This window comes from Vibrio sp. HM8-C (assembly GCF_058630515.1).
Genome location: NZ_JBMMKS010000016.1, coordinates 57,577 through 83,835 on the forward strand (window position 1 = coordinate 57,577; position 26,259 = coordinate 83,835).

Genomic DNA, 26,259 nt, shown 5'->3' on the forward strand with positions numbered 1-26,259 from the left:
AGTCATGAATAAGCGCCCACAATTCGATTGTGGGCGTTTTTTATTACACTGAATTTGATATACCCTTCAATCAGTTTGGGTATAGTTATGAAACCTTTTTCGGGTTTTCAGCATCAACAAGGACACATCATGCCATTGCCATCTCCGCTTGAAGATTATGCAACTCAACAGTTCGGCCACTTGTTAGAACAACAGTCAATGATTGCTGATTGGGGAAGTGAGCAGCAGGCTCAGCTCAAAACTGTTATTGGGCTGAGTAAGTTTGTCTTTGAAACATTGATGCGTGATGAAACGTTATGTCGCACGCTACCCGATATGCTCAATGATAAATCTCGCTGTGAATATTACCGAGAACGTCTGTTTGAGCAGCTTTCAGCTTGTAGTGATGAAACGAGTGGTTTACGTATTTTGCGTCAGTTCCGTAACCGAGAAATGGTCTATATCGCATGGCGCGATTTTATCAATACTTGGTCACTAGATGAAAGCCTTGAACACTTGTCTCAACTGGCGGAAGCACTGATTTTTGAAACCTACCAATGGCAATACAAAGCGTGCTGCCAAGAGTGGGGGACACCTTGCAATACACAGGGTGAAGCTCAGCCGATGCTGATTATGGGCATGGGTAAGCTAGGTGGCGGTGAACTCAATTTCTCTTCCGACATTGATCTGATTTTTACTTATCCCGAAAACGGTGAGACTCAGGGGCATCGTCGCAGTATTTCTAACGCTCAGTTTTTTACTCGTCTAGGTCAGCGCATCATAAAGATGCTCGATCAGCAAACTTTCGATGGCTTCTGCTATCGCGTTGACATGAGACTACGTCCTTTTGGGGAAAGTGGCCCTCTGGTAATGAGTTATGCAGCTCTTGAAGATTACTATCAGGAGCAGGGAAGAGACTGGGAACGCTATGCGATGGTCAAAGCTCGAGTGATGGGACGAGAAATGTACTCGCAATACCAAGAGCTTCGCCAGATGCTGCGTCCATTTGTTTTCCGTCGTTATATCGATTTCAGTGCAATTCAGTCACTGCGCAGAATGAAGTCGATGATCAGCAGTGAAGTGCGTCGTCGCGGGCTCAGTAACAACATCAAATTAGGAGCGGGTGGAATTCGAGAAATTGAGTTCATTGCCCAAGTATTCCAGCTGATTCGTGGCGGACGCGAGCCTAGCTTACGCCATCGCGGGTTACTTGAAACGCTTGATGCGATTGATGAATTACAACTGTTAGAGAAAAAAGAAGTCGAGCAGTTAAGAGAGGCATATTACTTTTTGCGTCGCCTTGAAAATATCCTTCAAGCCTTAGCTGATAAGCAAACTCAAACACTGCCAGACAAAGCGGATGATCAATTGAGATTAGCCTTTGCTATGGGTTTTGAGTCTTGGCACCAACTGGATGAGCAAGTGAAGCAGCAGATGGCTAACGTCCATGCTGTGTTTGCGGCTTTGATTGGCGAAGAAGATGAGCAAGACGAAAGCACGCTTGCTGCACATTTCCATGAGCTGTGGGATATGAGCCACAACAGAGAGTTGATAGAAAGCATTGTTACAAATGAACTGGCTATGCAAGATGCGACGGAGATTGCGGATACGATTATCGGCTTTAAAGATGACTTAGCAAAGCGCACCATTGGCCCTCGTGGTAGAGAAGTGCTTAATCGCTTGATGCCAAAAGTGTATCAAGCGATATTTGATCATCCCGATGCCAAGTTTGGTTTATCGAGAGTGCTCTCATTACTGCATAGTATTGCTACCCGTACTACCTATTTGGAACTGCTTGATGAGCACCCTGCCGCATTAGTGCAATTGGTTAGGCTCTGTACCGCCAGTTCGATGATTTCTGAGCAACTTGCTCGTCATCCAATACTGCTCGATGAGTTGATTGACCCTCAGCATCTCTATAATCCGATACCTCTGGAAAGTTATAAAACGGAGCTGAGAGATTTCCTTGCACGCATTCCCGAAGATGATATGGAACAGCAGATGGAAGCGCTGCGTCAGTTTAAGCAAATTTGTATTCTGAAAATTGCAGCCGCTGATATTGCGGATGTTTTGCCTGTGATGAAAGTGAGTGATCATTTGACTTACCTAGCTGAGGCAATTGTAGAAGCTGTAGTCAATCAAGCTTGGCTGCAAGTTAGCGCGAAATATGGTGAACCGACTCACTTAAAAGATCGTGAAGGAAAGGGCTTTGCTGTGATTGGTTATGGCAAAGTTGGCGGCTGGGAACTTGGCTATAACTCTGATCTCGATATTGTTTTTATGCATGACTGTCCAGTTAGCGCCTACACTGATGGTGTCAAAGAGATAGATGGTCGTCAGTTTTATCTTCGTTTAGCACAACGCATCGTTCATATATTCTCAGTGAGAACGGCTTCTGGAATACTATACGAGGTTGACACTCGTTTGAGACCATCTGGAGCTTCAGGGCTTCTCGTGAGTCCAACAGAAGCGTTTGAAGATTACCAACGCCAAGATGCATGGACTTGGGAGCACCAAGCGTTAGTAAGGGCTCGCATGATCTTTGGCGATGCGCCTTTGCAAGAAGCCTTTGCTAAAATTCGTCATGACATTTTGGCTTTGCCTAGGGAAGAAGAAAAACTCAAGCAAGAGGTGGTGGATATGCGAATCAAAATGCGCGATCACCTCGGAGGTAAGAAGCCAGGTCGTTTTATGATCAAACAAGACGAAGGCGGAATTACGGACATTGAATTCTTGGCTCAGTACTTGGTCTTACGTTTTAGCCATGAACAACCGAAGTTAACTCGTTGGTCTGATAACGTGCGCATCTTTGAATCGCTGTTGATTCAAGGTGTACTCGAAGAAGAGCAGGCGATGGCATTAACCCACGCTTACACAGCGATGCGTGACCAAATTCATCATCGCAATTTAGTGAATCAAGACGCTGATGTTGACGAAAGTAAATTCGTGAACGAGCGTGAAGTTGTAAAACATGTTTGGAATCAGTGGCTAGGTTAATCATCAATATCTGATATTAGATAGCTTTAGCCGCTTATAGGGCTGTGATAAACTCCGGCCAGAAACAGTTATTGGAGATCCATAATGAAACCAATCCTACCTGACTATAGTGATGCAGGGGTGTTAATTATCGGCGACGTCATGCTTGATAGATACTGGCATGGCCCTACTGGTCGCATCTCACCAGAAGCCCCTGTACCGGTAGTAAAAGTAGAGCACAACGAAGAGCGTCCAGGTGGTGCTGCAAACGTGGCGATGAACATTGCTTCACTGGGTGGTCACGCGCATATCGTTGGTTTAACTGGGATTGATGAGCCAGCTCAGGTTCTGAGTGAAAAACTAACATCACTGAAAGTGACCTGTGACTTTGTTGCTTTGCCAAATTACCCAACGATTACCAAACTTCGTGTTTTAAGTCGTGGTCAGCAACTTATCCGTTTGGATTTTGAAGATAAGTTTGAGAATACTGATCCAGAATTGATTCTATCTCGTATGGAAAAAGCGTTGCCTAACGTGCAAGCGGTCATTTTGTCGGATTATGCTAAAGGTGCACTTGAGCATGTTCAGCAGTTCATTCAAAAAGCACGCGCAGCAAATGTTCCGGTGTTCATTGACCCTAAAGGTTCAGATTTTGAACGTTACCGTGGTGCAACTTTGTTGACTCCAAACCTGTCTGAATTTGAATGCGTCGTAGGTAAAGTGAAATCGGATCAAGACTTGGTTGAAAAGGGTTTTGGTCTGATTGAAAAGTTTGACCTTGATGCGTTGCTAGTTACTCGTAGCGAACACGGTATGACTCTACTGCGTCGTGGCATGGAACCTTTCCATCTGCCAACTCAAGCTAAAGAGGTGTATGACGTAACGGGTGCCGGTGATACGGTTATTTCTGTACTCGCATCTTCAGTTGCTGCTGGTAAGCCTTTAGATGAAGCTTGTGCGCTAGCAAACGCCGCCGCTGGCGTTGTGGTCGGTAAACTGGGAACTTCAACTGTCTCAACTATTGAACTTGCTGAAGCTATTCATGGTAGCAAAGACACAGACTATGGCGTGATCAGCGAAAACGCACTGATTGAAGCGGTGCGTAAAGCACAAGCACGTGGCGAAAAAGTGGTGATGACCAACGGTTGTTTCGACATTCTACACGCAGGTCATGTTTCTTATTTGAATCATGCGGGTGAGTTAGGTGACCGTCTAATCGTTGCAGTGAATACTGATGAGTCAGTAAAACGCTTGAAAGGCCCAGGTCGTCCAGTAAACCCAACTGATCGTCGTATGGCAGTATTGGCTGGTCTTGGCGCTGTGGATTGGGTTGTTCCATTTAGTGAAGACACTCCTCAACGTCTGATTTCTGAAGTATTACCAGACTTGCTAGTGAAAGGTGGCGACTACAAACCAGAAGATATTGCTGGTGGTAAAGAAGTGATTGCTGCAGGTGGTGAAGTCAAAGTGCTTAACTTTGAAGATGGTTGTTCGACTACAGAAATCATTGAAGCTATCAAAGGCGGCAGAGGATAAACACTCTTAGCAGCGAATAGAAGTTTTCAGAAAGAAAAAACGCCAGCATGCTGGCGTTTTTTTATATCAGTAAAAGAGCTTCTTACGAAGACGCTTTAGTTTTTGTTGATTTCGCTGCTTTTAAACCGCTGTTGATATCAAGAATATCTTGTTCAGAAAGAGAACCCACTGCTTGGCGAAGTTGCAACACGCTCAGAATGTATTCGTAACGAGCTGTAGATAGGTTTTTGTTCGCGTTGTACAAGCTACGAGTTGAATCAAGTACGTCAACAATAGTACGTGTACCAACATCGAAACCTGCTTCTGTTGCTTCTAGCGCTGATTTTGCAGAAATCACTGATTGTTCATACGCACGTAACGCACCAATTGAGGCATTGATGTTGTTGTTATTTGCACGAACAGCTTTGATTACGCTGCGGTAAGACGCTTCTAAGTCTTGGCTTGCCGCTACATAAGCAAACTCAGCTTGTTTAGTTTTCGAACTAACGTTGCCACCTGTGTAAAGTGGAACAGAAAGGTTAATACCAATACTTAGATCGTTGTACGCTTCGCCAAGGTAAGAGCTTGAATCTTCGTTGTTCTCTTTACCGTATGCGTAACCGCCATCTAGAGTTAGAGATGGTAGGTGTCCTGAACTTGCTAGAGAAATATTGTCTTTCGCTACATCTTGAGCAATACGAGAAGAAAGTAGAGACAAGTTCTTTTGTTGCGCTTCTTCAACCAAAGCGTCCATAGACGTTGCTGAAGGGCTAGCAGAGAAACGATCAGTATCTAAAATACTTAAATCTTTATGATCTTGACCTGTGATTTCACGCAAAGATTCATAGCTGTTGATCAATGTGTTTTCAGCTAAAACTTCATCTGCCAATACGCTATCGTATTGAGCTTGAGCGTCATGAACGTCAGTAATTGCTGATAGACCCACTTCAAAACGTTGTTTAGTTTGTTCTAGTTGACGACCAACGGCTGCTTTTTCTGCACGAACAAATTCTAGGCTGTCTTGTGCACTCAGTACTGAGAAATATGCTTGAGCTGTACGCAGAATCAAAGATTGTTGAACTACCGCATATTGTGCATCTGCTTGTCGAGCTTGTTTCTCTGCAGTATCGAGTGTTACCCAGCTAGAGCGGTTGTATAGTTCTTGTGAGAAACTGATGCCCGCAGTGAGTTTGTCACTTTCACGTTTGTCATAGTCACTGCTGTTAATGTTGTAACCCGCAGTTAAGTTAATTTGTGGTAGTAAGCTACTACGACTTGAAGTTACTGCTTCAAAAGCTGCATCACGCTGTGCCGCTGCGCTCAGTAATTGAGGGTCGTTTTCTTTCGCCTGATCGTAAATCTGAGCAAGATCGTCAGCCGATACTGCAGCACTAAAGCTGCCAAGAGCTACGCTAATAAATACTGGAAGCAGTTTTTTCATTGGTCCTATTCCTGCCTATTATGAAGTGAGAGGGCTTTTCGAGAGTTTACCCAATTCGGTTGTAATTTACTCGAAACTTTGCACTTTTTTACACTTAACTATCCATGTGTGCAATATAAATTTTATTTCATTTAAAAATATATATAATTTTTATATAAAAAGTTGAGCAATGTCCTTGGAAGTCACCTATTACCGCGAGTAAACTACTGTATTTAACCGCCCTTTATTTATAGGGGGAGATCTCGAATGTCACAAACTGATAAACCATTAAGTGAGTTTACGTCACAGGATATTGAAATCGTCTCAAAAGAGACACTATTTCAAGGTTTTTTCCGTATGGTGAAATATCGCTTCAAACATAAGCTTTTTCAAGGCGGATGGAGTGAACCTATTGAGCGCGAGCTGTTCGAACGCGGTCATGCTGCTGCTTTGCTGCCCTACGATGTTGTTCGAGATCAAGTGGTTATCATTGAACAGATCCGAGTGGGAACGCTCGAACAAAAGCGACCTTGGCAATTAGAAATTGTTGCTGGCATCATCGATCGAGACGAAAGTGCTATTGAAGTGGTGAGAAGAGAGGCGGTCGAGGAAGCTGGTGTTGAAATCGGCCGAATTGAAACAGTGACTTCTTATTACCCTTCGGCTGGTGGATGTTCTGAAAAATTAGACGTTTACGTCGGTGAGGTCGATTCCTCCCAAGCTAAAGGAATTCATGGTTTAGACTATGAAGGTGAGGATATCAAAGTACATGTGATGAGCCGTCAACAGGCTTATCAGTTGGTAAAAGAAGGTGTCATTGAAAATGGTGCTTCTATTATTGCGCTACAGTGGTTAGAACTGAATTACGAGAATTTGAGAACTCAATGGCTGAAGTAATGGTGAAGAAACCGTATCACGTAGATCTAAAAGAGCTGATGCGAGTTTATGAGACAAACTACGCTAAGTTAAACGCTTTGCTGCCTACGCAACCAAGTGTCAATGACTTACGCTGTTACCAAGCTGCTCAAATGACCTACCAACTTCAAGTGCTAGAAGTCACAAAGTACACAACTTTGGTGGAGATCTGTCAAAGTGATGATATTTCAGTGTTTCCATTACCAACCATGTCTGTCAGGCTGTACCACGATGCTCGCGTAGCAGAAGTGCACACCAGTGATCATCTCAGCAGGATAAAAGCTCGTCATGACTATCCAAATGAGAAAATGGTACAAAAAGACGAAAAGGCACAAATTAATCGCTTTTTAGGTGACTGGCTCACCTTCTGTTTGAAGCACGGTATTAGCCGTCAGCCGATTAATTTTAGTCATCCATAATAGTTAGGTTTATCGAATTTGAACGTGTCGCCCAGTATAGACAATCCAGACAGCATAAAGCTTGTACAGATAACGGATACACATTTATTTGCGCCTGATGATGGTTGTTTGCTCAGTGTGAATACTGCTGACAGCTTTCGTGCGGTGGTTAAAGAGATCTGTGCAAAGCAAGTACAGTATGACGCCATTCTCGCAACGGGCGATATTTCTCAAGACCATAGCGCTCAATCGTATCAACGTTTTTCTGATGGTATCCAATCACTGAAGAAAGACTGTTTTTGGCTGCCTGGAAATCACGACTATAAACCAAATATGGGTGTGGTATTGCCGTCGCCACAGATTCGTACTTCTGAGCACGTATTGCTTGGAGACCATTGGCAAATGGTTCTATTGGATTCGCAAGTCGTCGGTGTGCCTCATGGACGTTTAAGCGATCATCAGTTGGCTCTATTAGAAGAGAAGCTTTCTGAGTATCCTGAAAGATACACACTGGTTCTTCTGCATCACCATCCTTTACTCGTCGGTAGTGCATGGCTTGATCAACATACATTGAAAGATAGCGAATCGTTTTGGGATGTAGTTAAACGTCACAACAATGTAAAAGCTGTCTTATGTGGTCACGTGCATCAGAATATGGACAGAGAACATTTAGGCGTGAGAGTGATGGCGACACCATCGACTTGCGTACAATTTAAGCCAAACTCGAACGAATTTGCGCTTGATAAAACGTCACCGGGTTGGCGCGAGCTTGAATTATGTTCAGATGGCACTGTCATGAGCACAGTAAAACGCTTACCTAATGGTGTGTTTCAGCCTGATTTTGAAGCTAGCGGTTACTGATATGTCAAAACGTCCAACTTTACTTCTTTATATTCACGGCTTTAACAGCTCGCCCTTATCTCATAAGGCGCAAGTTATGAGTGAATACTGCAAGCTCCATCGTCCTGACATAACCGTGATAGTCCCTAAATTACCTAGCTTTCCAGCTCAAGCTGCAGAGCATCTTCTTGATGTTGTCAATCAATACAAGAATGATTACCAGATTGGACTAGTCGGAAGTTCGTTAGGTGGCTACCTTTCAACTTGGTTGAACGCTCAGTTTGGATTTCCTGCTGTGTTGGTTAATCCCGCGGTTAAACCATACGAGCTTCTTGCTGGTTTTCTTGGTCAACAAGAGAATCCCTATACTAAAGAACGCTATGTATTGAATGAGTCCCACATTCAAGAGTTGAAAGAGTTGGACGTGCCTGTTTTGAAATCTCCACAAGATTTTTGGCTACTTCAACAAACTAAAGATGAAGTACTGGATTACCGCCAAGCTGTTGAAAAGTACGCAGACTCCAAACAGACGGTAGAAGAAGGCGGTGACCACAGTTTTATTGATTTTGAACGTTATCCTGCTCAAATCATCGAATTCTTAGACTTATAACCTTTTCATTGAGGTTAGAGTCATAATTTTGCTTGTCGCTAACTGATGTCACTTGACATCAGTCCTTCTCTTCCAGACTATGTTCCTCTTAGACTTTTCTCGTTTAAGTGTTAAAAAACACGTTAATTCTTGGCTTATTGTTAGAAAAATAAAGCGTTAATAAACGAGATGTAAAGTTACCAATTATTTATCGATAAAAGCATTACATATTATGACAGAACAATATAATGCTGGAGCCATTGAAGTCCTTAATGGCTTAGAACCAGTGCGTCGCAGGCCTGGGATGTACACGGATACAACGCGCCCAAACCACCTTGGGCAAGAGGTTATCGACAACAGTGTCGATGAAGCGTTGGCCGGACATGCCACAAAGGTTCAGGTGATCCTTCATGCCGATCAGTCTCTAGAAGTGATTGATGATGGTCGAGGTATGCCTGTAGATATTCACCCAGAAGAAAAAATTTCTGGCGTAGAGCTTATCTTCTGTAAGCTTCACGCTGGTGGTAAGTTCTCAAATAAAAACTACCAATTCTCAGGCGGTCTGCACGGTGTAGGTATCTCGGTTGTTAACGCACTTTCAAAACGCGTTGAAGTAGCAGTGCGTCGTGATGGTCAAGTGTATGAAATTGCTTTCGAACACGGTAACAAAGTTTCTGATCTTACCGTGACAGGAACCTGCGGTCGTCGTAACCGCGGTACCAGCGTTCATTTCTGGCCTGATACCTCTTATTTTGATTATCCTAATTTCTCCGTATCACGCTTAGTCAATAACTTGCGAGCGAAAGCAGTTCTGTGTCCGGGGCTAGAAATTACATTTACCGATAAGGTGAATGATAAAGAGTACCGCTGGCTGTATGAAGATGGTTTAAAAGACTATCTCACCGAAGGTGTAAAAGATTCTGTTGTTCTGCCTGAAGACCCATTCACAGGTGAATTTAAGGCTGAGACAGAAGCTGCGACTTGGGCCGTTATTTGGCTTCCTGAAGGTGGTGAGCTCATTACGGAGAGTTACGTTAACTTAATTCCGACAGCGCAAGGTGGTACACACGTTAACGGTTTGCGTCAGGGTTTACTGGATGCAATGCGTGAGTTCTGTGAATTCCGCAACTTGCTCCCTCGTGGCGTTAAGCTAACGGGTGAAGACGTATTCGACCGCTGTGCTTATGTTCTTTCGGTGAAGATGCAAGATCCACAATTTGCTGGTCAAACTAAAGAGCGTCTTTCATCTCGCCAAACAGCCGCTTTCGTTTCTGGTGTAGTTAAAGATTCGTTCAGCTTGTGGCTGAATGAAAAGCCACAGCTTGCAGAACAATTAGCGGAAGTCTGTATTGCGAATGCTCACAGCCGTATGCGTGCGAGCAAAAAAGTCGTACGTAAGAAAGTCGCGTCTGGCCCTGCGCTGCCAGGTAAGTTGACTGATTGTTCAGTACAAGATCTTAGCCGTACAGAAATTTTCTTCGTGGAAGGGGATTCTGCGGGTGGCAGTGCGAAACAAGCTCGTGACCGCGAATTTCAAGCTGTTATGCCTCTGCGCGGTAAAATTCTAAATACTTGGGAAGTATCCGCTGACCAAGTTCTGGCTTCTCAAGAAGTTCACGATATCTCTGTGGCGTTGGGTATCGACCCAGATAGTGATGACTTAAGCGGACTGCGTTATGGCAAAATCTGTATCCTTGCCGATGCTGACTCGGATGGTCTTCATATCGCGACTCTGCTTTGTGCTCTGTTTACTAAGCACTTCCAAGCACTGACCAAAGCAGGTCATATCTATGTTGCTATGCCACCTCTCTACCGTATCGACTGTGGTAAAGAAGTTTTCTATGCGTTAGATGACGCAGAGAAAGAAGGTATTTTGGAGCGACTAAGCCAGAAGAAAGCCAAAATTAACGTTCAGCGATTCAAAGGTCTGGGTGAGATGAACCCACTTCAATTGCGTGAAACGACTATGGATCCGAACACTCGCCGTTTAGTTCAGCTTACGATTGATGATGAGACCGCAACTGACGAGATGATGGACATGCTACTAGGCAAGAAACGTGCGGATGACCGTCGTACTTGGCTGCAAAGCAACGGCGATTTGGCTGAGGTGTAATGAATGACGACTGAAATTAACTTCGAGGGCGTTGAACAGCTTCCAATGCGTAAGTTTACGGAAGATGCTTACCTCAACTACTCGATGTACGTAATCATGGACCGTGCCTTGCCATACATTGGTGATGGCTTAAAACCGGTTCAACGACGCATTATTTATGCAATGTCGGAGCTGGGTCTTTCCGCTGCGGCAAAATACAAAAAATCGGCACGTACGGTTGGTGACGTGTTGGGTAAATACCACCCTCATGGCGACTCTGCATGTTATGAAGCGATGGTATTGATGGCTCAGCCGTTCTCTTACCGTTACCCATTGGTTGACGGTCAAGGTAACTGGGGTGCGCCAGATGACCCGAAATCTTTCGCGGCGATGCGTTATACCGAAGCAAAACTGTCGAAGTTTGCTGAAGTACTACTTGGTGAGCTTGGTCAAGGCAACGTTGATTGGCAACCAAACTTTGATGGCACAATGAAAGAGCCACAAATGTTGCCTGCACGTCTACCTCACATTTTGCTCAATGGTGTGACGGGTATTGCTGTTGGTATGGCGACAGATATTCCGCCTCACAACGTACGTGAAATTGCCGATGCGACTATCCATCTGATCGATAAACCGAATTCAGAACTGTCTGAAGTAATGCAGTTTGTGAAAGGTCCGGATTATCCAACTGAAGCGGAAATCATCTCACCGAAAGAAGACCTTGAGAAAATTTATCGTACCGGACGCGGCAGTATCAAAGCTCGTGCTATTTGGCACAAAGAAGGTTCGGATATTGTTATCACGGCACTTCCACACCAAGTTTCTGGAGCAAAACTTCTGGAGCAAATTGCTAACCAGATGCGTGCGAAGAAACTACCTATGGTTGATGACCTACGTGATGAATCTGACCACGAAAACCCGACTCGTATCGTTATCGTTCCGCGCTCAAACCGCGTGGATTGCGATTTGCTAATGAGTCACCTGTTCGCTTCTACCGATTTAGAGAAAAGCTTCCGCGTAAACCTGAACATGATTGGTCTAGATAACCGTCCTCAGGTGAAAGGTTTAGTAAGTATCCTTAACGAATGGATCGAATTCCGCCGTACTAGCGTACGTCGTCGTCTTCAATTCCGTCTTGATAAAGTGATGGCTCGCTTGCACATCTTGGAAGGTTTGCTGGTTGCTTACCTAAACCTTGATGAAGTGATTGAAATCATCCGTACGGAAGATGATCCAAAAGCTGTTTTGATGGCTCGTTTCGGAATTACTGATATTCAAGCGGATGCGATTCTAGACACCAGACTTCGTAACTTAGCGAAACTGGAAGAGATGAAGATCCGTGGTGAGCAAGACGAACTAGAGAAAGAGCGCAAGAAACTTGAAGAGTTACTAGGTTCTGAACGTCGTCTGAACACACTACTGAAAAAAGAGATTAAAGCTGACGCTGAGAAGTACGGTGATGATCGCCGCTCGCCATTGGTTGAGCGTGAAGAAGCAAAAGCTCTGACTGAACGCGATCTAATGCCAAGTGAAATGATCACAGTGGTGTTGTCTGAAAAAGGTTGGATTCGTCATGCGAAAGGGCATGATGTGGATGGTAACAGCCTAAGCTATAAAGCCGGTGATGCTTACTTAGCTCAAGCGAGTGGCAAGAGTAACCAGCAAGCTGTCTTCTTTGGCAGCGACGGTCGCAGTTACTCACTTGAGTCACATACCTTGCCATCCGCTCGCGGTCAGGGTGAGCCTCTGACTGGTCGTTTGAATGTGGCAGAAGGGACAACGATTCGTCAGGTAATCATGGGCGAAGAAGAACAGCTGTGGCTCGTGGGTTCTGATGCAGGCTACGGCTTCGTCTGTAAAGGTACAGATCTTCTTTCTAAGAACCGCAGCGGTAAAGCTTTGGTGACCTTGCCTGAAAACTCTGAAATCATGACGCCACAAGCGATCAGTGATCTTGATAGTGATGAAATCTTAACCATTACTAACTTGGGGCGTATGTTGCTGTTCCCAATTAAAGATTTACCACAGCTAGGTAAAGGTAAAGGTAATAAGATCATCAATATTCCGGCAGCAAAAGCGAAGTCTCGTGAAGAATTTGTCTCTCACCTGATTGCATTACCAAGTGGTGCTTCAGTCACTCTCTATGCTGGAAAGCGTAAACTTGGCCTGAAACCGAGTGATCTTGAGAACTTCCGAGGTGAGCGTGGTCGTCGAGGCGGCTTACTGCCTAGAGGTCTGCAGCGCGTGACGGACATTGAAATTGATGCCGCAAATACAGAAGCTAACTCTGAGTCTGAAGAGTAATTCTAAGAAACGTAAAAAAGCCCCGACATTCGGGGCTTTTTTATGCCTCAAATTCACAATGAAATTAAGAGTGATACTCTTCAGACCACCCGTCTGAATCAGACATATCGGGTGCGCCAGCAATGGCATTCTCTTCATCTGCCCATTCACCGAAATCGATCATCTGGCATTTCTTGCTGCAAAAAGGACGATGAGCGCTTTGCTCGCTCCATACTACATCTTGTTTGCATTGAGGGCATTTCACCACAGTAGGCTTTTTGGACGACATCTGGATTTCCTATGAATGATGGTTTGTGTGCTAAGAGTGATTTACTCAGCAGCACACAGCAAGGTCAAAGGGTATCTCTTCAGAGCTGGCTTGCCCAGTTTTAAAGTCGATAAATTTAATCGCAAAACGATTTTTATGCCCTGAGATCATTGGGTAGACACCATATTCGAGTGGAATCGATAGGCGTAGGATGTTGGCGTCTTCTGCATCACTTTGGAAGAATCCAGCTTGAGCAATGCGTGGTTTAAATGAACCCGTTTCACGAGTAAGTTTGAGCCAAAGAGTAAGCGCGTCTAATAGTGGTTTTAAAGTGCTCATCCACTTATTAGCATCTTGAGTCTTTTTCTCTAACGATAAATGTAGCCAGTAATGTAATGCAGGAAGGTCAAAGCAGCATGAGCCACCAGGAAGGTTAAAACGCTGTCGAATAGCCGACAGGAAGCGATCTTCCTTTAGAGACTGACCAAAACGGTCTGCACTCATGAGATTGCGGTGTACTTCATCAACTTCATTCAGCAGTGTTGTCAGCATGTTTTGATCAACACCGTCGACATTCAGCCAACTACGGTAAGTGAGACGCTGTTTTTCGATATCTTTTGCCAGTTCACTCTTTAGTTGTATTTGCTCAAAGATTTCGAGTAGATCAAATAAAGAACGGAAAAATAACTGGTGCTGAATACTGTCAGCAAAGGCTGATGCTTTTTCCATCTGGTGCAGTAAAGCCTCAACGCGTAAGTAAATACGAGTTTTTTCATTCAGAGGGTGTTCAAACTTATGTGTTGTCATCAGATTTGCCTTGCGTCCTTTCGGCTTATTCTCACAGATTTTTACGGCTAATGGCTAGGTACTTTTTGTGTAATTCTGTGATTTGAGGCAAAAGTTTCTGGTTTTTCGCATCATTTTTAATCACATCGTCGGCAATGGCTAAACGTTGTTCACGAGTTGCTTGTGCGGCTAAGATGGATTTTGCTTGCTCAATAGGAACTTTGTCTCGGTTCATTGTTCTTTCTATTTGAGTTTTTTCATCCACATCAACGACTAAAATCCGGTCAGCCATATGCTGCAAGTTGTTCTCGGTAAGTAACGGAACCACCAATAACGCATAAGAAGAGGTCACGTTTTTCAGTTCTTGCTCCATTCGTTGACGAATCATCGGATGAAGTAACTGGTTTACCCAAGCTTTTTCGTCTTGGTTAGCAAAGATTCGCTTTCGAAGTTCGGCTCGGTTAAGTTCACCTTCAGCTGTTAATATGTCATCACCAAAATGTTGGTGAATGGCTTGCAGACCTTCACTGCCTTTTTCTACGACTTGTCGAGCGATAATATCCGCGTCAACAATCTCAATTCCAAATTGGTCATGAAATAGGTTGGCAACCGTCGTTTTGCCGCTTGCGATACCGCCAGTGAGGCCAATTACTAATGCCATCGTTTAGTACCCCAATAGATAAGAGTAGTAGCTATCAATAATTTGGTGTCCCCATAGCAGCGCTATCCATCCTGCAATCGCAATATAAGGTCCAAATGGGAACGCTTTATCGATGCCCTGCTTTTTTAATCGCAATTGAATGATACCAAACACAAGTCCCACAAGAGATGAAAGCAGAATAATCATTGGTAGCTGCTGCCAGCCTAGCCAAGCACCAAGAGCGGCAAGTAGTTTGAAATCACCGTATCCCATTCCCTCTTTGCCCGTTGTCAGTTTAAATGCCCAATACACTGACCATAACGCCAAGTAACCCGTAATAGCGCCAATGATGGCATCTTGGAGCGAGATTGGGCTAACACCCATGAGTGAAAGAGTAATACCAGCCCACAGCAGTGGTAATGTCAGTTGATCGGGCAGCAGCATGGTATCCAAATCGATAAAAGTTGCGGCGATAAGGACATAGCTGAAGAACAGTAAGGCGATAGTGAAGTAACTAAAACCAAAGTGTTGTGCCACAACAAAGCTGACTACCGCAGTGAGTAGTTCAATCAAAGGGTACCGCGCGCTTATAGACGTTTTGCAATGGGCGCATTTACCGCGTAACAGCAACCAACTAATGATTGGAACGTTGTCGATTATTCGTAGAGGTGTTTGGCAGCTTGGGCAAGTTGAGCGTGGTGTGCTTAGTGTCAGTTTGCCTTCTGGCGGTTGAATATTAGATTCAGGGAAATAGTCAGCACATTCTTGACGCCATTCACGTTCCATCATTTTAGGCAGTCTATAAATTACGACATTAAGGAAGCTGCCGATTATTAAACCAAGAAGAGAGGCAGATGCTACGAAAAGCCAAGGATAGTAATCAAAAATGTCCATTTGTTCGCTCATTTGCCACGGTGAAATAGGGGGCGATTCATTAAAACTAAGCTGTTGAATGCGTTAATGATGATTATATTACCCCAACACGCTCATTAAGTTAAAGATTGGCAAATACATTGCTACAACCAAACCACCTACAACGACCCCGAGAAACACAATAATTAAAGGTTCAAGAATTTTGCCGAGATTATCGACGGTGTTGTCGACTTCAAATTCGTAGATCGAAGCAATTTTATTAAGCATATCATCAAGCCTTCCGGACTCTTCGCCAATCATCACCATTTGTAAAACCATTTCAGGAAATGCTTCAGTGTTTCGCATCGCAATATACATAGGCATCCCAGATGCGGTATCTCTGTGAACTTCATCGATGGCATATTCAAAATGTATATTGCCGGCTGTTTTAGCGGTGGTTTTTAAGCTGGAAAGGATAGGAATACCGGCGCTAAAGCTGGTGGCTAAAGTTCGGCTAAATTTGGCTATAGCTGCTTTGGCGAGAACGCCTCCAATTACCGGACATTTCAATCCCAGACGACTGGTTTTTAATCGAAACAGGAATGACTTTTTTCTCGCAGTGCGAAATCCTAGGAATGAAACAATGAGGCTGACAAGAGCAATAAAACTGTATGACTGAACTCCATGAGACAGTTTTAATACCTGTTGTGTAAACCATGGCAGTTCTGCGCCAAAACCACTGAACATCGTTTCAAACTCTGGAATGACCATGGTAAGCATCAAATAAGAAACAGTTAAGGCAACGAGCACTACCATTGCTGGATAAATCAATGCCTTAATAACTTTTGCTTTTAACTCTTCGCTTTTCTCCCTATACGTAGCTAAACGCTCGAAAACTTCGGCTAAGTTGCCAGATTGCTCGCCGGTTTGAATTAAATCCACGTATAAAGAATCGAAATGACTGCTGGTATTTCGCATTGCTTTGGAAATGGGCGTACCAGCTTCAACGCCTTTCGATATTTGAGTCAGAATCGATTTCATTTCAGCTTTGCGGTGATTATCTCCAACCAATTTCAGCGCTTGAACAATTGGAACACCTGTTGTCAACATCGTCGAAAGCTGTCGAGTAAGCAGAGTAATGTCTTTTCCTTTGACTCGGTGAAGCAGTCGAATGAATATTGATACACTGCCTTTTTTCGTTTTTTTTACTTTTATATGTTGTTCGGACAGTTTGTCTCGGACTTCACTTTCCGTCATCGCCAGCAATTGCCCAGACACTTTTTTCCCTGTGCTATTTACTCCTTTCCAGCGAAAGCTACTAAGTTGTGGGCTAGTGTTTTTTTTCATAGAAATGATCACCAAAAGTTAGAAATAAAGAACACGCTGCAGTTCGGCGAGACTAGTGACACCTTGCTTCATTTTTTGCACTCCAGATTCCAAGAGCGTATTCATACCATTGGTTTTGGCGATCATTTCGATTTGCGCTACGCTGGCTCTATTCATAATGGCTTCGGCAAGATCGGCATTGATAGCCATGACTTCATAGATGCCAACTCGTCCCGCATAACCACCTGTGCATTCTGTACAACCTAAATGGTTGGCCTCGTAGATAGTCTCATTTTCAGACAGCTGAAACTGAGTTTGTAGGGTAACGGAGGGTGTGACGGGAATTTTACAGTGAGAGCACAATCGTCGAGCGAGCCTTTGAGCAATGATTAGACTCAATGATGAAGCTAGGTTGAAAGATTCAACGCCCATGTTAGCTAGGCGCACGACTGTCTCTGCTGCTGAGTTCGTATGAAGAGTCGATAAAACAAGATGCCCTGTTTGAGCGGCCTTTACTGCTATTTCAGCGGTTTCCAAATCACGAATTTCACCCACCATGACTACATCTGGATCTTGGCGTAAAAAAGATCTCAACGCGTCTGCAAAGCCGAACCCGATTTTAGGATGTACTTGTACTTGATTGACGCCTGATAAGTTAATTTCAACTGGATCTTCAGCGGTGGAAATATTGATTTCAGAGGTATTGAGTATCCGCAGACCTGTATAAAGAGAAACGGTTTTTCCGCTCCCTGTCGGGCCTGTCATCAGAATCATGCCTTGCGGTTTTTTTAGCGCATCTAAATAGTGCTGTTTTTGAATATCGTCATAGCCAAGTTTATCGATATCAAGATTAGCCGCGCTGCTATCGAGCAGACGTAATACGATTTTTTCTCCCCACAAAGTCGGTAAGGAAGAAACGCGCATATCTATGGCCGTATCTCTATTCAAACGAAGCTTGATACGCCCGTCTTGAGGAAGCCTTCGCTCAGCAATATCGAGTTTTGAGAGAATCTTGATACGAGCGGCAAGTCGCCGACTAAGATGACTCGCTGGGCGGTGCGTTTCTACTAAAATACCGTCACAGCGTAGGCGGATACGATAGGCATCTTCATAAGGTTCGAAGTGAATATCGGAAGCCCCTTTACGCACTGCATCAAGCAGTATTTGATTGATAAAACGACTCACAGGAGATTGATCGAGACTGAGATCTTCAATCGACTGGAGTTCATCATCGGAGAGTTGAACTAAGTTTGCCAGCTCATCTTGGCTTATTTCTTTGTTCTGTTTGGACTCATCGCTAATGCTTTTGCCATAGAGCCGACGAATCGCAGCTTGCAGTGATTTATGACAGGCAAGTACCAGCTCAACATTTAATCCCGTAGTGAAACGAAATTCATCTTCTACGCTTGGGTGAGTAGGGTCAGATACTGCGAGAAGCAATTGGTTATTTTGGTTTTGGATAGGAAGTGCATTAAAACGAGTGATCAGTTCACGTAATCCGAGCTGTTGGCAGACATCAGCATAATCAAACTTACTAAGATCCGTCACAGGCATGCGTAGCTGCTGACTTAAATGGTTCGCAAGACTGGTAGATTCTATTATTCCAAGTTGGATCAAAGCTTCCGGCACACTAGCGCCAGAAGCTTCAATATGATTGACCACGTTTTGCTCTTGCTCAGTACTGAGCAAGTCAGCCTGTAGCAAAAGTGCAATTAGATTGGTTACCATGTGGATCTAGTTATGATTGACCGCCTGTGCCGCCTGTGCCGCCTGTGCCGCTTGCAGCTGAAGTTGTAGCTGGAGGGCAAGATTTCAAATCAATAGCAGTTGTATTTTCGCACGTCCATCCTGTTGTACCTCGTTTGATTGCGACGTGTTTGTCTTTAAGCGCTCCATCTGTGAACTTGAATTTGATCTCTCCTGTATCGGTAACAGAAATCGTTCCTAGTTTACTCGCACCTGCTGTTGTACCTAATGCCTCGACACTTGTTAGCTTACCGTTTTGCTGCCATTCCAATTCAGCGGGTGTTTGAAGTCCTCTTAGGGTAGCCAGTCCTGAAGCCGCTTCACTACGAGATACATAGTCTTGATAGGCTGGCACTGCAATTGCTGAAAGTACGCCAATTATTGCAACAACAATCATCAATTCAATTAAGGTAAAACCTTTTTGTTTTTTAAGCTGATTTGTTTTCATTGCCTCTCTCCGTTTTTTGGGGCTATTCGGACTGAGAGGTTATGTGCTTAGTTTGATATTGAGAACGACCGAGTTTGAGTTGCGCGAGTGATGAGATTTATTTATAGAATCAATTTCATATAGCTAACAAAACCTTTCGACTGGCTTCGCAATAGTTGGGAAATGAGTATCAGGAAGGTACTAAAAACCCGCCGAAGCGGGTCTTAGAATTGAAACAGATTTGGCTGTAACTTTTATTGAAGTTAACTTAAAGCGCTTATTTGAAACGCATGGAAAGATCCATGGCTCTGACATGTTTTGTCAACGCGCCTACTGAAATGTAATCGACGCCCGTTTCTGCGTATTCGCGCAGTGTTTCTAAAGTAACATTACCCGAGTTTTCAAGCGCAGCACGACCTGCGTTAATCGCAACCGCTTCACGCATCATATCCATCGTGAAATTGTCGAGCATAATGATGTCTGCGCCTGCTTCAATCGCTTCACGCAATTCATCTAGACTCTCAGTTTCAACTTCAACAGGTTTACCCGGATTAAGTTCTTTTGCGGTTTTAATGGTTTGAGTAATACCACCATTGGCGATGATGTGATTCTCTTTAATCAAGTACGCATCAAACACGCCGATACGATGGTTAAATCCGCCGCCACAAGCTACCGCGTATTTCAAAGCACTACGCAAACCAGGAATGGTTTTGCGGGTGTCGAGCAAGCGACAGTCTGTACCTTCCAATACTTTTGCGTACTGCGCTGTAGTGGTTGCACAACCAGAAAGCGTCTGAATAAAGTTCATTGCGTTGCGCTCGCCTGTAAGCAGAATTCGAGCTGGACCTGTAAGCGTACACAGTGTCTGATTTGGCTCTACTGTATCGCCGTCTTCAACATTCCAGTCAATCGTGACTTCGCCACCCAATTGTTTGAATACTTCATCCGCCCATGCTTTACCACAGAACACACCGTGTTCACGAGTGATGATAGTGGCTGTGCCTTGTACATCCGAAGGGATAAGATTTGCAGTCAGATCAGCCGTAGGGTCGAGAGTTCCACCTAAATCTTCCTTTAGGGTCGCTTCAACGGTACGAGCAATTTCCAATGGTAGTTGTTGTTTTAGGTAATCAAGGCGCTCTTGGCTATTGTGAGTATTTTTCATCGCAAATCTTAATCCGGATTAACAGAGGCACGAATAATACGCTGAGTAAGATTTAAATTCAGCCCTTAATCTCGCATTTCCTCGTGAGACGGTTAAAATCAAAAGCTCTGAATGAATAAACTAAGGTCTCTTTATGATTGATAACCAAGGTTGGTATCACAATGCGCGCAAAGTGCCGTCACCGTATTTTGATGAGCGAAGCGACATTAAAGATATCTCTTTGCTGGTGGTGCATAACATTAGTTTGCCGCCGGGACAGTTTGGGGGCGATTATATTGAGCAGTTTTTTACCGGAAAGCTAAATCCGGATGAGCATCCGTTTTTCAAAGTGATCCATAAAATGGGCGTCTCTGCGCATTGCTTGATCAGGCGCGATGGAGAAGTGGTGCAGTTTGTCCCTTTTACCGCCAGAGCTTGGCATGCAGGTCAGTCTTCTTTTGCGGGCAGAGAGCGTTGTAATGATTATTCGATAGGTATTGAGCTGGAAGGTACGGATTTCGTTGCTTATACCGAAGAGCAATATCAGGCACTAGCCAAGCTTAGCCAAGCGCTTATGACGGTCTATAAGAAAATTACCGTACCTAGAATTACGGGGCACCAATATATTGCCCCGATGCGTAAAACCGATCCCGGTCTTGTTTTTGACTGGATAAAGTATCGCGCTTTGCTTGATTGAGCTTAAAGAGACTCTTGGTACTCAATCAGCACTTGCTCAACCCAAGTAGCAATGCGTTCATCGCTGAGTTCGTATTGAGAGTCTTCATCCAGAGCTAAACCAACAAATTGGGTACCGTCTTCAGTCAGCGCTTTGGAAGCTTCAAATGTATAGCCTTCAACCGGCCAGTAGCCAATGATGTTAGCTCCCGTCTTCTTGATCTCGTCGTGTAACAGTCCCATCGCATCCAGATACCATTCGCCATAACCTTCTTGATCGCCTAAGCCGAACAATGCGACGGACTTGCCGTTTAGCGGTACGCCATCTATTTGATCCCATAATTCATTCCAGTCCTCTTGGATTTCTCCAAAGTCCCACGTCGAGATGCCTAATATTAGCAGATCATAGTCACTCATTAAGCTGAGTGGCGACTCTTTTACATTATGAATATCGAGCAGATCATCACCAATAATAGCGCGCATTTTCTCGGCAGCCATTTCGGTATAGCAGGTAGTTGAGCCGTAAAATAGACCAATCTTCATACGTTATTTAGTTCTTTGTTTCTCTGGAATGGTGGATTCTAAACATAAAATGACGAAGAGTGCAGCGAATATCCTGAGCCAGCCCGATTTTTATGGTATATCCATGCGATATCTCGTAGCCTAAGTGGCAATTTGCCATAGCGTCATCATCTCGCATAAAGATAAGAAAAAGAGGAAAACGTGTCGGAATTATTTTTGCCTGACCAAGGAATAATGGAGCAGTTCTTAGATACTCTTTGGCTTGAAAGAGGTTTATCAGAAAATACGGTAGTGTCATATCGTAATGATTTAACAAAGCTTTTAGGCTGGATGAATAAGAACAACTACCGTTTAAACTACATCAGTTTGTCTGGTCTGCAAGAGTATCAAACATGGTTGATTGACCAAGATTACAAGCAGACGTCACGAGCACGAATGTTGTCCGCGATACGTCGTTTGTTTCAATATCTGCATCGTGAAAAAGTACGCAGTGATGACCCAACCGCTTTGATGGTCAGTCCGAAATTACCTAAACGCCTACCTAAAGATTTGACGGAAGAGCAGGTTGAAGCACTGCTCAACGCTCAGGATTTAAATGACCCCGTAGAGCTGCGCGATAAAGCCATGCTTGAACTGCTGTATGCAACGGGGCTACGTGTAACAGAATTGGTGTCTCTGACTACGGAAAATATCAGCTTACGCCAAGGGGTTGTGCGCGTCATTGGTAAAGGTGGTAAGGAACGTTTAGTTCCCATGGGTGAAAACGCGATTGAATGGATTGAAACTTTTTTCCATCAAGGCCGGTCTGAATTATTAGGTCAGCAAACTTCGGATGTAGTTTTCCCAAGTAAACGAGCACAGCAGATGACCAGACAAACGTTTTGGCACCGCATAAAGCATTACGCTGTGATTGCTGGAATTGATGTTGAGAAGCTTTCTCCGCACGTTTTGCGTCATGCTTTTGCAACTCATTTATTAAATCACGGTGCTGATTTACGTGTGGTACAGATGCTTTTGGGGCATAGTGACTTATCGACCACCCAAATTTATACTCATGTTGCAACCGAGCGACTTAAACAAATACATAGTGAGCACCATCCAAGGGCTTAAAGGTGATTTTAATGAGCGTATTCCGCCGACTGACTCTACTTCTCGTACCATTTCTAGCTTTAGCCAGTGTTTCAGCTAGCTCATCAGCAGCCACTGAAATCGATAAAGATGTTTTCATCGATAAATTTGAAAAGCTGGGTATGCCAGTGATTGATGTTGTGCCTTCTTCGATTGACGGAGTGGTTGAAGTAAAAACCGAAGGTGGTGTGTTGTTCGCATCTCCAGATGGAAAATACTTAATTGCCGGTACTCTTTATGAACTTGCAGAAGATGGTTCGTATGTGGATGTGATGGCTAAGCGCCAAGCACCAATCAATGCTGAGAAAATCGCACAATTCAGAGACAGCATGATCGAATACAAAGCGGACAACGAAAAATACGCTGTGACTGTATTTACCGATATTACCTGTGGCTATTGTGTTCGTTTGCATCAGGAGATGAAGGAATACAATAAGCGCGGTATTACGGTTCGCTATTTAGCTTTCCCTCGTCAAGGGGCTAATGGCCAGGTAGCCGACAGCATGGCGCAAATCTGGTGTTCTGATGATCCAGCAACAGCGATGCACAATGCAAAAGTGACCCGCAGTTTAGCGGAGGTGGCGAAAGGAAAAAATTTAGCTCAGTGTAAACAAACCATTACCGACCATTACCAACTTGGGCGTGAATTGGGTATCAGCGGCACTCCAGCGATATTCTTACCGTCTGGTGATATGGTGGGTGGTTATCTACCGCCAGCACAACTAGAGCAGCGCCTTCAGCAGCAATAATTAATCAAAACACAAACTTGGGGAAACCCAAGTTTGTGTTTCTATGCATAACAGAAATCCAGCTATGATCGAAATTCAACGCAGACCAGAACCTGATTTATCCCTTCTACCTGACTCTATTCCGCCAATCTTGAAACGAGTGTATTTAAATCGTGGTGTCACCGATTTAGAGCAGTTAAACAAAGCTGCAAAAGCACTGCACTCATATCAAAAACTGCATGGCATAGAGCAGGCGGTTGAATTGCTGTACCAAGCGATTCAAGAGCAAAAGCGCATAATAATTGTTGGCGATTTTGATGCCGATGGTGCAACCAGCTCCGCGCTATCAGTGCTTGCTCTGCGTATGCTCGGTAGCCGAAATGTAGATTATCTGGTTCCAAACCGTTTTGAAGATGGATATGGATTAAGCCCTGAAGTGGTTGATCAGGCGATCAGCCTAGGCGCTGAGATGATCATGACGGTGGATAATGGGGTCTCCTCGATTGACGGTGTTCGCTATGCAAAGCAGAAAGGCTTGCAGGTATTGGTAACAGACCATCATTTACCGGGAAATGAGCTGCCAGAAGTTGATGCGATGGTAAACCCAAACCTTGAGCAATGTGCGTTTCCATCAAAGTCATTGGCGGGTGTGGGTGTTGCTTTTTATCTGATGATGGCGCTTTGTGTTCACATGCGCAAAGTGGGTTATTTTGCCGAGCAAGGTATGCAAGAGCCCAAACTGATGGAACTTATCGATTTGGTTGCTTTAGGCACCGTCGCTGATGTTGTTGCGTTGGATGAGAACAACCGCATTCTTGTGCACCAAGGTTTGCAGAGAATTCGCGCTGGTTTAGCGAGACCGGGTATTCAGGCATTAATTGAAGTTGCTAAGCGTGATGCGAGCAAATTGGTGGCATCAGACTTTGGTTTTGCTCTTGGACCTCGAATTAATGCGGCCGGTCGTTTAGATGATATGTCTTTTGGCGTAGAGCTTCTGTTGTGTAACAACATTCACGCAGCTCGTCGTATGGCGAGTGAATTAGATGGTTTAAACCAAACGCGCAAAGATATCGAAGAAGGGATGAAGCAGGAAGCGATGGCTTTTTGTGAGCGTCTAGAGTTTGGCAAAGATAGTGAGCTGCCGTATGGTTTAGTGCTGTTCCAGAGAGATTGGCACCAAGGTGTTATCGGGATTCTCGCTTCCCGTGTTAAAGAACAATATCACCGTCCTGTGATCGCTTTTGCTGATGGTGGAGATGGTCTGATTAAAGGCTCTTGTCGCTCTGTTGCTGGGCTGCACATGCGTGATGCGCTGGATAAAATCGATACTCAAAATCCGGGTATTATCAAAAAATTTGGTGGTCATGCGATGGCCGCCGGTTTGACGATCGCTGAGAAAGACTTCGAGCATTTTTGTAAGCTGTTTGACGAGGTGGTTCGTCAAGATCTTGATGATGCGATGTTAAAAGGTGTGATTCTGACCGATGGCGAACTCAAGCCTGAAGAGTTTTCGATGCATACCGCTGAAACATTGCGAGCTGGCGGCCCGTGGGGGCAAGCGTTCCCAGAACCTATTTTTGATGGTGAGTTTAAAGTGCTTCACCAAAAACTGGTTGGGGAAAAACACCTAAAGTTAATGTTAGAACCACTGCACAAGAGTCATCCAACCAACATCATGATTGATGGGATTGCCTTCAATGTTGATTTGCGTCGTTGGCCTGATGCTTCAGTGAAAACAGTACGATTAGCGTACAAGTTGGACATCAATGAGTTTCGTGGAAACCAGTCATTACAATTAATGATTGACCATTTAGAAGCAAAATAACTGCAACAATCTAATAACTTCTTCCAATCGCGGCTTTATTCTAAGCCGCTTTTTTCATTCATCGTAAATGTGACAACGATCAGTCCAACCGCACCTTGTACGATAACTATTTGTGATTTTTGTCCTAAAAAGTCATTCGCTCTATTCATGCAATGAATTGGTAACACTAATTACCCATAACTTCAGTTCTGTGTCTATTTTGTAATTGGTCTGACCAATGTTGTATTGAAAAATAATTTTTATTGTTAATAAAGTATTTCCAATACCCGTGTTTTATGATTTGGGTCAATAATTGACTGGACACTTACACGGTGAGTATGTTAATTTCTTCGTCAATTTGAAATTGGTATTACCAATTACCAACAAAAGCATAAAGAGTAGAAGAATAATAAATTATGGCTTATCAAAGGATTCGTCAGCCGAAACTCTCAGATGTTATCGAACAAGAGTTGGAAAGGTTGATTATCGAGGGAACTCTGTCTCCTGGACAGCAGCTGCCACCCGAACGCGAGTTAGCAAAACAGTTTGATGTCTCTCGTCCATCAGTACGTGAAGCCATTCAACGCTTAGAAGCTAAACGTCTTCTTACCCGTCGCCAAGGCGGTGGTACGTTCGTTAGTGAGCATATTTGGAAAAGTTTCTCCGATCCTCTGCTAAATTTATTGTCAAATCATTCAGAAACTCAGCTGGACTTACTTGAAGCCCGACATGCACTAGAAGGTATTTCTGCCTACTTTGCAGCTTTACGTGGTACAGCAGAAGATTTTGCTCGCATTCAATCAAGCGTATTGAGAATCAGCGAAGCCCAAGAAAAACACGATTTTGAAGCAGAAGCTTCAACCGTAATGGAATTTCTTATTGCCATTACCGAAGCTACTCACAATGTAGTTATTCTGCATATCGTACGTAGTCTTGCGCCTTTGCTAGAGCAAAACATTTTACAGAATTTTAAATTACTCCGTAACCGCCCAGAAGCGGTTGAGAAAGTAAACAAGCACCGAGCTAACATCGTGGATGCGATTGTTTCTGGTAAGCCTGATATGGCGCGCGAGATGTCACATTCTCATTTAGCTTATATTGAAGAAACATTGTTGGAACTGACCCGAGAACAGTCTCGCCGCGAGCGTTCTTTACGTCGTATCCAACAGGGTAATGAGCCGCAGTAAGCGGTTTATTGCGATTATA

23 protein-coding genes are annotated in these 26,259 nt (G+C 44.1%); 13 read left to right on the plus strand and 10 right to left on the minus strand.

The window, feature by feature from the left end; translation table 11 throughout:
- Positions 1-129: 129 nt before the first annotated feature.
- Together glnE and hldE are read left to right on the plus strand one after the other, a co-directional pair.
- Positions 130-2,976: a bifunctional [glutamate--ammonia ligase]-adenylyl-L-tyrosine phosphorylase/[glutamate--ammonia-ligase] adenylyltransferase gene (gene glnE, locus ACOSVQ_RS16835; RefSeq protein WP_491983678.1), complete on the plus strand. Its 2,847-nt coding sequence runs from the start codon at positions 130-132 to the stop codon at positions 2,974-2,976.
- Between the two features lie 84 nt (positions 2,977-3,060).
- Positions 3,061-4,491, plus strand: a complete 1,431-nt coding sequence (gene hldE, locus ACOSVQ_RS16840; RefSeq protein ID WP_491983639.1) for a bifunctional D-glycero-beta-D-manno-heptose-7-phosphate kinase/D-glycero-beta-D-manno-heptose 1-phosphate adenylyltransferase HldE — start codon at positions 3,061-3,063, stop codon at positions 4,489-4,491.
- 82 nt (positions 4,492-4,573) lie between these two features.
- Here the strand turns inward: hldE and tolC are convergent, their stop codons facing one another.
- The gene (gene tolC, locus ACOSVQ_RS16845) at positions 4,574-5,911 is read right to left on the minus strand and encodes an outer membrane channel protein TolC (protein ID WP_491983640.1); all 1,338 of its coding nucleotides are present in this window, start codon (positions 5,909-5,911) and stop codon (positions 4,574-4,576) included.
- A gap of 246 nt (positions 5,912-6,157) precedes the next feature.
- On the opposite strand from tolC, the gene nudF reads away from it, so the two are divergent.
- The 6 genes from nudF to parC all read left to right on the plus strand — a co-directional run bounded on the left by nudF (position 6,158) and on the right by parC (position 13,028).
- Positions 6,158-6,787: an ADP-ribose diphosphatase gene (gene nudF, locus ACOSVQ_RS16850; RefSeq protein ID WP_491983641.1), complete on the plus strand. Its 630-nt coding sequence runs from the start codon at positions 6,158-6,160 to the stop codon at positions 6,785-6,787.
- The gene (locus ACOSVQ_RS16855) at positions 6,775-7,224 is read left to right on the plus strand and encodes a DUF1249 family protein (protein ID WP_491983642.1); all 450 of its coding nucleotides are present in this window, start codon (positions 6,775-6,777) and stop codon (positions 7,222-7,224) included. Before nudF ends, ACOSVQ_RS16855 begins: the two co-directional genes overlap by 13 nt.
- A gap of 18 nt (positions 7,225-7,242) precedes the next feature.
- A complete protein-coding gene (gene cpdA, locus ACOSVQ_RS16860) occupies positions 7,243-8,064 on the plus strand; it encodes a 3',5'-cyclic-AMP phosphodiesterase (RefSeq protein ID WP_491983643.1) in 822 nt (273 codons plus the stop codon).
- Between the two features lies 1 nt (position 8,065).
- Complete coding sequence (gene yqiA, locus ACOSVQ_RS16865) at positions 8,066-8,653, plus strand: esterase YqiA (RefSeq protein WP_491983644.1); 588 nt, start codon at positions 8,066-8,068, stop codon at positions 8,651-8,653.
- 211 nt (positions 8,654-8,864) lie between these two features.
- Positions 8,865-10,745 carry a DNA topoisomerase IV subunit B gene (gene parE / locus ACOSVQ_RS16870; protein WP_491983645.1) on the plus strand — a complete coding sequence of 627 codons (1,881 nt, stop codon included), beginning with the start codon at positions 8,865-8,867 and terminating at the stop codon, positions 10,743-10,745.
- A 3-nt stretch (positions 10,746-10,748) separates the two neighbouring features.
- Entirely contained in the window at positions 10,749-13,028 is a 2,280-nt protein-coding gene (gene parC / locus ACOSVQ_RS16875; protein WP_491983646.1) for a DNA topoisomerase IV subunit A, read from the plus strand.
- A gap of 64 nt (positions 13,029-13,092) precedes the next feature.
- On the opposite strand, the gene yacG is transcribed toward parC, so the two are convergent.
- The 8 genes from yacG to nadC all read right to left on the minus strand — a co-directional run bounded on the left by yacG (position 13,093) and on the right by nadC (position 20,217).
- Positions 13,093-13,296, minus strand: a complete 204-nt coding sequence (gene yacG / locus ACOSVQ_RS16880; RefSeq protein ID WP_491983647.1) for a DNA gyrase inhibitor YacG — start codon at positions 13,294-13,296, stop codon at positions 13,093-13,095.
- 45 nt (positions 13,297-13,341) lie between these two features.
- Positions 13,342-14,082, minus strand: coding sequence for a cell division protein ZapD (zapD, locus tag ACOSVQ_RS16885; protein WP_491983648.1), 741 nt, complete (start codon positions 14,080-14,082; stop codon positions 13,342-13,344).
- A gap of 31 nt (positions 14,083-14,113) precedes the next feature.
- Positions 14,114-14,722 (minus strand): dephospho-CoA kinase, encoded by a 609-nt coding sequence (gene coaE / locus ACOSVQ_RS16890; protein WP_491983649.1) that lies wholly within the window; start codon positions 14,720-14,722, stop codon positions 14,114-14,116.
- A gap of 3 nt (positions 14,723-14,725) precedes the next feature.
- Entirely contained in the window at positions 14,726-15,595 is an 870-nt protein-coding gene (locus tag ACOSVQ_RS16895) for a prepilin peptidase (RefSeq protein ID WP_491983650.1), read from the minus strand.
- Positions 15,596-15,673: 78 nt separating this feature from the next.
- Positions 15,674-16,900, minus strand: coding sequence for a type II secretion system F family protein (locus ACOSVQ_RS16900; protein WP_491983651.1), 1,227 nt, complete (start codon positions 16,898-16,900; stop codon positions 15,674-15,676).
- 18 nt (positions 16,901-16,918) lie between these two features.
- Positions 16,919-18,607 (minus strand): type IV-A pilus assembly ATPase PilB, encoded by a 1,689-nt coding sequence (gene pilB / locus ACOSVQ_RS16905; protein WP_491983652.1) that lies wholly within the window; start codon positions 18,605-18,607, stop codon positions 16,919-16,921.
- Between the two features lie 10 nt (positions 18,608-18,617).
- The gene (locus ACOSVQ_RS16910; RefSeq protein WP_491983653.1) at positions 18,618-19,073 is read right to left on the minus strand and encodes a pilin; all 456 of its coding nucleotides are present in this window, start codon (positions 19,071-19,073) and stop codon (positions 18,618-18,620) included.
- 256 nt (positions 19,074-19,329) lie between these two features.
- Positions 19,330-20,217, minus strand: a complete 888-nt coding sequence (nadC, locus tag ACOSVQ_RS16915; RefSeq protein WP_491983654.1) for a carboxylating nicotinate-nucleotide diphosphorylase — start codon at positions 20,215-20,217, stop codon at positions 19,330-19,332.
- 133 nt (positions 20,218-20,350) lie between these two features.
- Between nadC and ampD the strand changes: the two genes are divergently transcribed.
- On the plus strand, positions 20,351-20,893 hold the full coding sequence (ampD, locus tag ACOSVQ_RS16920) for a 1,6-anhydro-N-acetylmuramyl-L-alanine amidase AmpD (protein WP_491983655.1): 543 nt from the start codon (positions 20,351-20,353) through the stop codon (positions 20,891-20,893).
- Positions 20,894-20,895: 2 nt separating this feature from the next.
- Here the strand turns inward: ampD and fldB are convergent, their stop codons facing one another.
- Entirely contained in the window at positions 20,896-21,414 is a 519-nt protein-coding gene (fldB, locus tag ACOSVQ_RS16925; RefSeq protein ID WP_491983656.1) for a flavodoxin FldB, read from the minus strand.
- A gap of 180 nt (positions 21,415-21,594) precedes the next feature.
- Between fldB and xerD the strand changes: the two genes are divergently transcribed.
- The 4 genes from xerD (at position 21,595) to pdhR (ending at position 26,240) form a co-directional block, all read left to right on the plus strand.
- Positions 21,595-22,503 (plus strand): site-specific tyrosine recombinase XerD, encoded by a 909-nt coding sequence (gene xerD, locus ACOSVQ_RS16930; protein ID WP_491983657.1) that lies wholly within the window; start codon positions 21,595-21,597, stop codon positions 22,501-22,503.
- Positions 22,504-22,514: 11 nt separating this feature from the next.
- Positions 22,515-23,270, plus strand: coding sequence for a bifunctional protein-disulfide isomerase/oxidoreductase DsbC (gene dsbC / locus ACOSVQ_RS16935; protein ID WP_491983658.1), 756 nt, complete (start codon positions 22,515-22,517; stop codon positions 23,268-23,270).
- 64 nt (positions 23,271-23,334) lie between these two features.
- Positions 23,335-25,074: a single-stranded-DNA-specific exonuclease RecJ gene (gene recJ, locus ACOSVQ_RS16940; protein WP_491983659.1), complete on the plus strand. Its 1,740-nt coding sequence runs from the start codon at positions 23,335-23,337 to the stop codon at positions 25,072-25,074.
- A gap of 395 nt (positions 25,075-25,469) precedes the next feature.
- Entirely contained in the window at positions 25,470-26,240 is a 771-nt protein-coding gene (gene pdhR, locus ACOSVQ_RS16945; RefSeq protein ID WP_491983660.1) for a pyruvate dehydrogenase complex transcriptional repressor PdhR, read from the plus strand.
- Positions 26,241-26,259: the final 19 nt, after the last annotated feature.